Source organism: Methylobacterium sp. WL69, from assembly GCF_008039485.1.
In the GTDB taxonomy this organism is placed as follows: Bacteria; Pseudomonadota; Alphaproteobacteria; order Rhizobiales; family Beijerinckiaceae; genus Methylobacterium.
The window spans coordinates 1-4243 of the sequence record NZ_VRUZ01000162.1; the positions used below are offsets into that span (position 1 = coordinate 1).

6 protein-coding genes are annotated in these 4243 nt (G+C 70.6%); all 6 read right to left on the reverse strand.

Translation table 11 applies throughout. The features are described 5' to 3' along the window. Window positions 1–352 precede the first annotated feature (352 nt). Window positions 353–751, reverse strand: a complete 399-nt coding sequence (locus FV218_RS21935; RefSeq protein WP_056088449.1) for a DUF3775 domain-containing protein — start codon at window positions 749–751, stop codon at window positions 353–355. Window positions 752–828: 77 nt separating this feature from the next. Further along, window positions 829–1728, reverse strand: a complete 900-nt coding sequence (gene nudC, locus FV218_RS21940; protein WP_147711544.1) for an NAD(+) diphosphatase — start codon at window positions 1726–1728, stop codon at window positions 829–831. A gap of 2 nt (window positions 1729–1730) precedes the next feature. After that, on the reverse strand, window positions 1731–2153 hold the full coding sequence (locus tag FV218_RS21945) for an HIT domain-containing protein (protein ID WP_147711545.1): 423 nt from the start codon (window positions 2151–2153) through the stop codon (window positions 1731–1733). An 86-nt stretch (window positions 2154–2239) separates the two neighbouring features. Further along, a complete protein-coding gene (locus FV218_RS21950; protein WP_147711546.1) occupies window positions 2240–2752 on the reverse strand; it encodes a DUF3060 domain-containing protein in 513 nt (170 codons plus the stop codon). A 101-nt stretch (window positions 2753–2853) separates the two neighbouring features. Beyond that, window positions 2854–3633, reverse strand: coding sequence for a molybdopterin-dependent oxidoreductase (locus FV218_RS21955; RefSeq protein ID WP_147711547.1), 780 nt, complete (start codon window positions 3631–3633; stop codon window positions 2854–2856). A gap of 2 nt (window positions 3634–3635) precedes the next feature. Next, window positions 3636–4238 carry a cytochrome b/b6 domain-containing protein gene (locus tag FV218_RS21960; RefSeq protein WP_147711548.1) on the reverse strand — a complete coding sequence of 201 codons (603 nt, stop codon included), beginning with the start codon at window positions 4236–4238 and terminating at the stop codon, window positions 3636–3638. Between the last annotated feature and the right edge of the window lie 5 nt (window positions 4239–4243).

A 4243-nucleotide genomic window follows, 5' to 3' on the forward strand; every position in this document is an offset into this window, starting at 1 on the left:
GCGGGGCCGCTGACGAGGACGCTCGGGGTGGCGGGCAGGGAGGCGAAGGTCTGGGCCGGCGCGGCGACGGGGGCCGCCAGCACGGCCGCGAAGAGCGCCGCGCGGGCGAGGGCACGACCCGTAACCGCTTCCAGGCACTTCGAAATCGCGATCCGCATGGCCGGCCCGTTCCCGTTAATCTTCTGTTAACGAAAGGTCTCATGGCGGCCCGAGCGCGGCAATCGCCGGGTTAATAAAGGGTTAACGGTGTGGATAGTTGCACCGCCGGCGAAAGAAGCGCGGCGGTGCCGAACGAAAAACGCCCCGCCGGAGACCGGCGGGGCGCTTGATGCTGGAGCGTCTATGAAGGGTGTCAGGCCTGGGGCAGATCCGGGGTGATGCCGAGGTTGGCCATGCCCTCGGAGAGCAGGTCGGCGGCGTTGGGCGTGCCGAGCAGTTCGCGGGCGGCGCCCTCGCCGACGGATTCGCGCTCGCGGGCGAAGCGGACGGCGTCGGTCCATTCCTCCGCCTCCATGTCGCCGCGCCCGACATAGATCAGGGCCAGGAGGTCGGCGCGCTCGTCGTCGTTGAGGGCCCCGATCATCGCCCGGACCTCTTCCTCGGTGGCGTCGTCGGTGCCGGAGGTGAGCACGTCGGTGGCGCCGTCGTCGATGGCGTTCGAGCCGGAATCGGGGTCCGTCGGCCCCTCCTTCACCTCGACGGCGCGCAGGCGCAGGATGATCTCGGTGACGGTGTCGACTGGAATGTCCATGCGCGTGTCCCAAACCTCGGCCGCCGGGCGGCGGCCCTGAGCAGGCACAACCCGTCAGGGGGAAATGGGTTCGCGGATCACGCCGTCCCATCGACGAAGGCGCGCATGAGGCTGTGCGCGATGGCCATGGGCGGCGGCACCGTGAGGCCGTCCGGATGGGTACCGGCCATCATCGCCCGGACGTCGCCCCGGGTGAGCCATCGGGCGTCGGTGAGCTCGACGGGGTCGAGGGTGATCGCGTCGTCGAGGGCCTCGGCGACGCAGCCGATCATCAGGGAGGCGGGGAACGGCCACGGCTGCGACGCACGGTACGTCACCGCGCCGATGCGAATCCCGACCTCCTCGAGGGTCTCGCGCCGGACGGCGTCCTCGATGGTCTCGCCGGGCTCGAGGAAGCCGGCGAGGCAGGAATACATCGCCTCCTTGAACCGGGGCGAGCGGCCGAGCAGGCAGCGGTCGCCCTTCGTGATCAGCATGATCACCACGGGGTCCGTGCGCGGGAAGTGGTGGGTGTCGCAGGACCCGCAATCGCGCCGGTAGCCGCCGGCGCCGGGTTCGGTCGCGGCGCCGCACTGGGCGCAGAAGCGGTTGCGGGCGTGCCAGGACAGCAGGGATTTCGCCGTCGCCAGGAGCCCGAGCTCGTGGGGCGCGACCCTGCCCTCGGCGGCGAGGCTGCGCAGATCGTCGGTCCGGAAGGCCGGGTCGGCATCGTAGGTCTCGGCCCGCTCCGGCGCCACGGCGGTGGCGAAGACCGGGTCGCCGTCGAGGCGGCCGAGGAACAGCGTCGGGCCGGGCTCGGCTCCGATGCGGTCGGGGGCGAGCAGGGCCGAGCCGTCTGCCAGGACGATGCGGTCGCCGGCGAGCACCACGCGGCGGGCGCCGGGCGCGGTCAGCGGCGGCACCGCCGCGAGGCTCTCGGCCGAGTGGCGCACGAGGCGGTTGTGGACGTAGCCGAGGCCATCGCGAAAATCGGTCATGGTCAGGCCGCCGCGAACAGGGCGCCGATGCGCTCGATCATCTGGGCGCGGGCGTGGGCCGGATAGGGCTTGGCCTCCCCCACCCCCCAGACCGGGCGCGGCCAGGCCGGATCGGACAGGAAGCGCCCGATGACGTGGACGTGGAGCTGGGGCACGACGTTGCCCAACGCCGCGACGTTGACCTTGTCGGGTTTCGCCAGGGCCAGCATCACCCCGGTGGCGAGGCGCATCTCGTCCATGAGGCCCTTCGCGTCCTCCGGCGCCAGGTCGGTGATCTCGCTGGCGTCGGGGCGGCGCGGCACCAGGATCAGCCACGGGAACCGGGCGTCGTCCATGAGCAGCACGCGGCACAGGGCGAGGTCGCCGACATGGACGGTGTCGGCGTCGAGGCGCGGGTCGAGGGTGAAGTCGGAGTCGGTGCTCATGGGGGAGCGATGTAGGGCGGAACGGGCGGGGATGCGAGCGTGTCGGAGGGCCGCCCTCCGCCGTCACGGCGGTCGCCGGAGCAGCCCTACGGTTTCCGCTTGATGATGTTCTTCACCCCCGATGCCGTGACCTCGGGGTTCGGGACGCCTTCGCCGCGGGTCCATTCCACGACATGGTCTGCGCCGTTCACCGCTAGGCGTGTCGGACCCGCAAGGACGAGGGAGACGCGGTTGCCGGCGCCGGACGTATCGAGCCTGCCGGGCGTGCCGCCGCCGCCCAGCGTCGCCGTGACGGTGTTCTGCGTCACGCTGACGGTCACGTCCTGGACCGTGCCCCCCGTCACCGTATTGTCGATCCCGGAGACGGACAGCCCGGCCCCCGCTTCGAAGCTGACCTTGTGGTTCGAGCCGTGCACGGTGATGAGGCCACACCGGCCGGTGAGCGCGATCTCGTTCTGCGCGCCGTAGACCCCGACATCCTTGCCGTGACAGTCGACATCGCGGCTGATCCCGACCCCTTCGATGGTGAGCGCGTCGGCGCGGGCGAGGCTCGGGGCAACGATCGCCGCGGCGAGGATCAGAGGTGACAGACGGGGCACGGACGCATCCTTGGCAGTGGCTGGGATGCGCCAAAAGAGCAAACCGGCCCGGACGCGTCAAACGGCCGAGGCGGCGCGAAACCGTCGTCCATCGCGAAACATCAGATGCCGCTGAACCAGTTGTAGCCCTGGTCCTCCCAGTACCCGCCCGGATAATCATTGGTGACGAAGACGCTGCCGATGTATTTCGGGCTCTTGAAGCCGAGCTTGGTCGGCACCCGCACCCGCAGGGGGTAGCCGTATTCGGGGGCGAGCTCCTTGCCGGCGAAGTCGAGGGCCAGGACGGTCTGGGGATGGAGGGCGCTCGGCATGTCGAGGCTGCCGTAATAGCGGTCGGCGCATTTGAAGCCGACGTATTTCGCGGTCAGGTCGGCGCCGACCCGTTCGAGGAACGTCTTCAGGGGCACGCCGCTCCACTGGCCGATCTGGCTCCAGCCCTCGATGCAGACGTGGCGGGTGATCTGGCTCTCCTGCGGCAGGGCGCGGAGCTTTTCCAGGGTCCAGGGGGTCCTGTCGGCGACGAGGCCGGTGACCTCGAGCTTCCAGTCGGCGCCCTCGACCTCGGGGATGTTGTCGGGCGGATAGTAGGCGTTGAACCGGAACGGGGTGTCGATCATCGAGGCCGGGTAGGTCGGCGCGAGGGTGTTGGGGTCGAACAGCCAGCCCTGGACCCGGTCGTTGAACTTCGACATGGCCCACAGCGCCCGGTCGGTGACGGTGCCGTTGGCGCCGGTGGAGAGGTCGCAGCCCGTGAGCAGGGTCAGGGCGCCCAGCGACAGGCCGGAACGCAGGAGCGCCCGGCGCTCCAGCTTGACCAGCTCGGGCTGGAGGTCGGCGCGCAGGGCCTTAAGGCGGGCGGAGTCTTGCGGATCGCGGGTCATGGTCACGTCTCCGAGGGCGTCACGCGGGCACGGCCGGTGATCATCGCCTTGAGGGTGCTGGGCACCACCAGCACCAGGGCGAGGTGCAGGACGATGAAGCCGACGAGGCCCGCCATGGCGCCGAAATGCACCCGGCGGGCCCATTCGTAGCCGCCGAACAGGGCGGCGAGGCCCTGGAGCTGCACCGGCTTCCACAGGGCGAGGCCCGAGGCGAGGAGGAGCGCGCCGAGGGCGAACGCCACCACGTAGGCGAGGCGCTGCACGGCGTTGTACTGGCCGAGCCGGTGGGCGAGGCGGAGGGCGAGCGCCGCCTTCGCGTCGCGCCACACGGCACCGACGCTCAAGGGGAAGAACGTCCGGGTTACGTGCCGGCTCGCCAGGCCGTAGGCGAGGTAGACGAGGCCGTTCACCGCGAACAGCCACATGGCGGCGAAGTGCCAGGCGATGGCCCCGCCGAGCCAGCCGCCCAGGGTCGCCCATTTCGGGAAGGTGAAGGGGAAGAGCGGCGACGCGTTGTAGATGGCCCAGCCGCTGAACAGCATGCAGAACACCGCCACCGCGTTGATCCAGTGGGTGAGGCGCACCACGAGGGGGTGGATCACCACGGGGC

Excerpts from the sequence above, each read along its gene's own strand:
- nudC (WP_147711544.1), bottom strand. The coding sequence starts at position 1,728 with ATGACCGATTTTCGCGATGGCCTCGGCTACGTCCACAACCGCCTCGTG.
- FV218_RS21955 (WP_147711547.1), bottom strand. The coding sequence starts at position 3,633 with ATGACCCGCGATCCGCAAGACTCCGCCCGCCTTAAGGCCCTGCGCGCC.
- FV218_RS21945 (WP_147711545.1), bottom strand. The coding sequence starts at position 2,153 with ATGAGCACCGACTCCGACTTCACCCTCGACCCGCGCCTCGACGCCGAC.
- FV218_RS21935 (WP_056088449.1), bottom strand. The coding sequence starts at position 751 with ATGGACATTCCAGTCGACACCGTCACCGAGATCATCCTGCGCCTGCGC.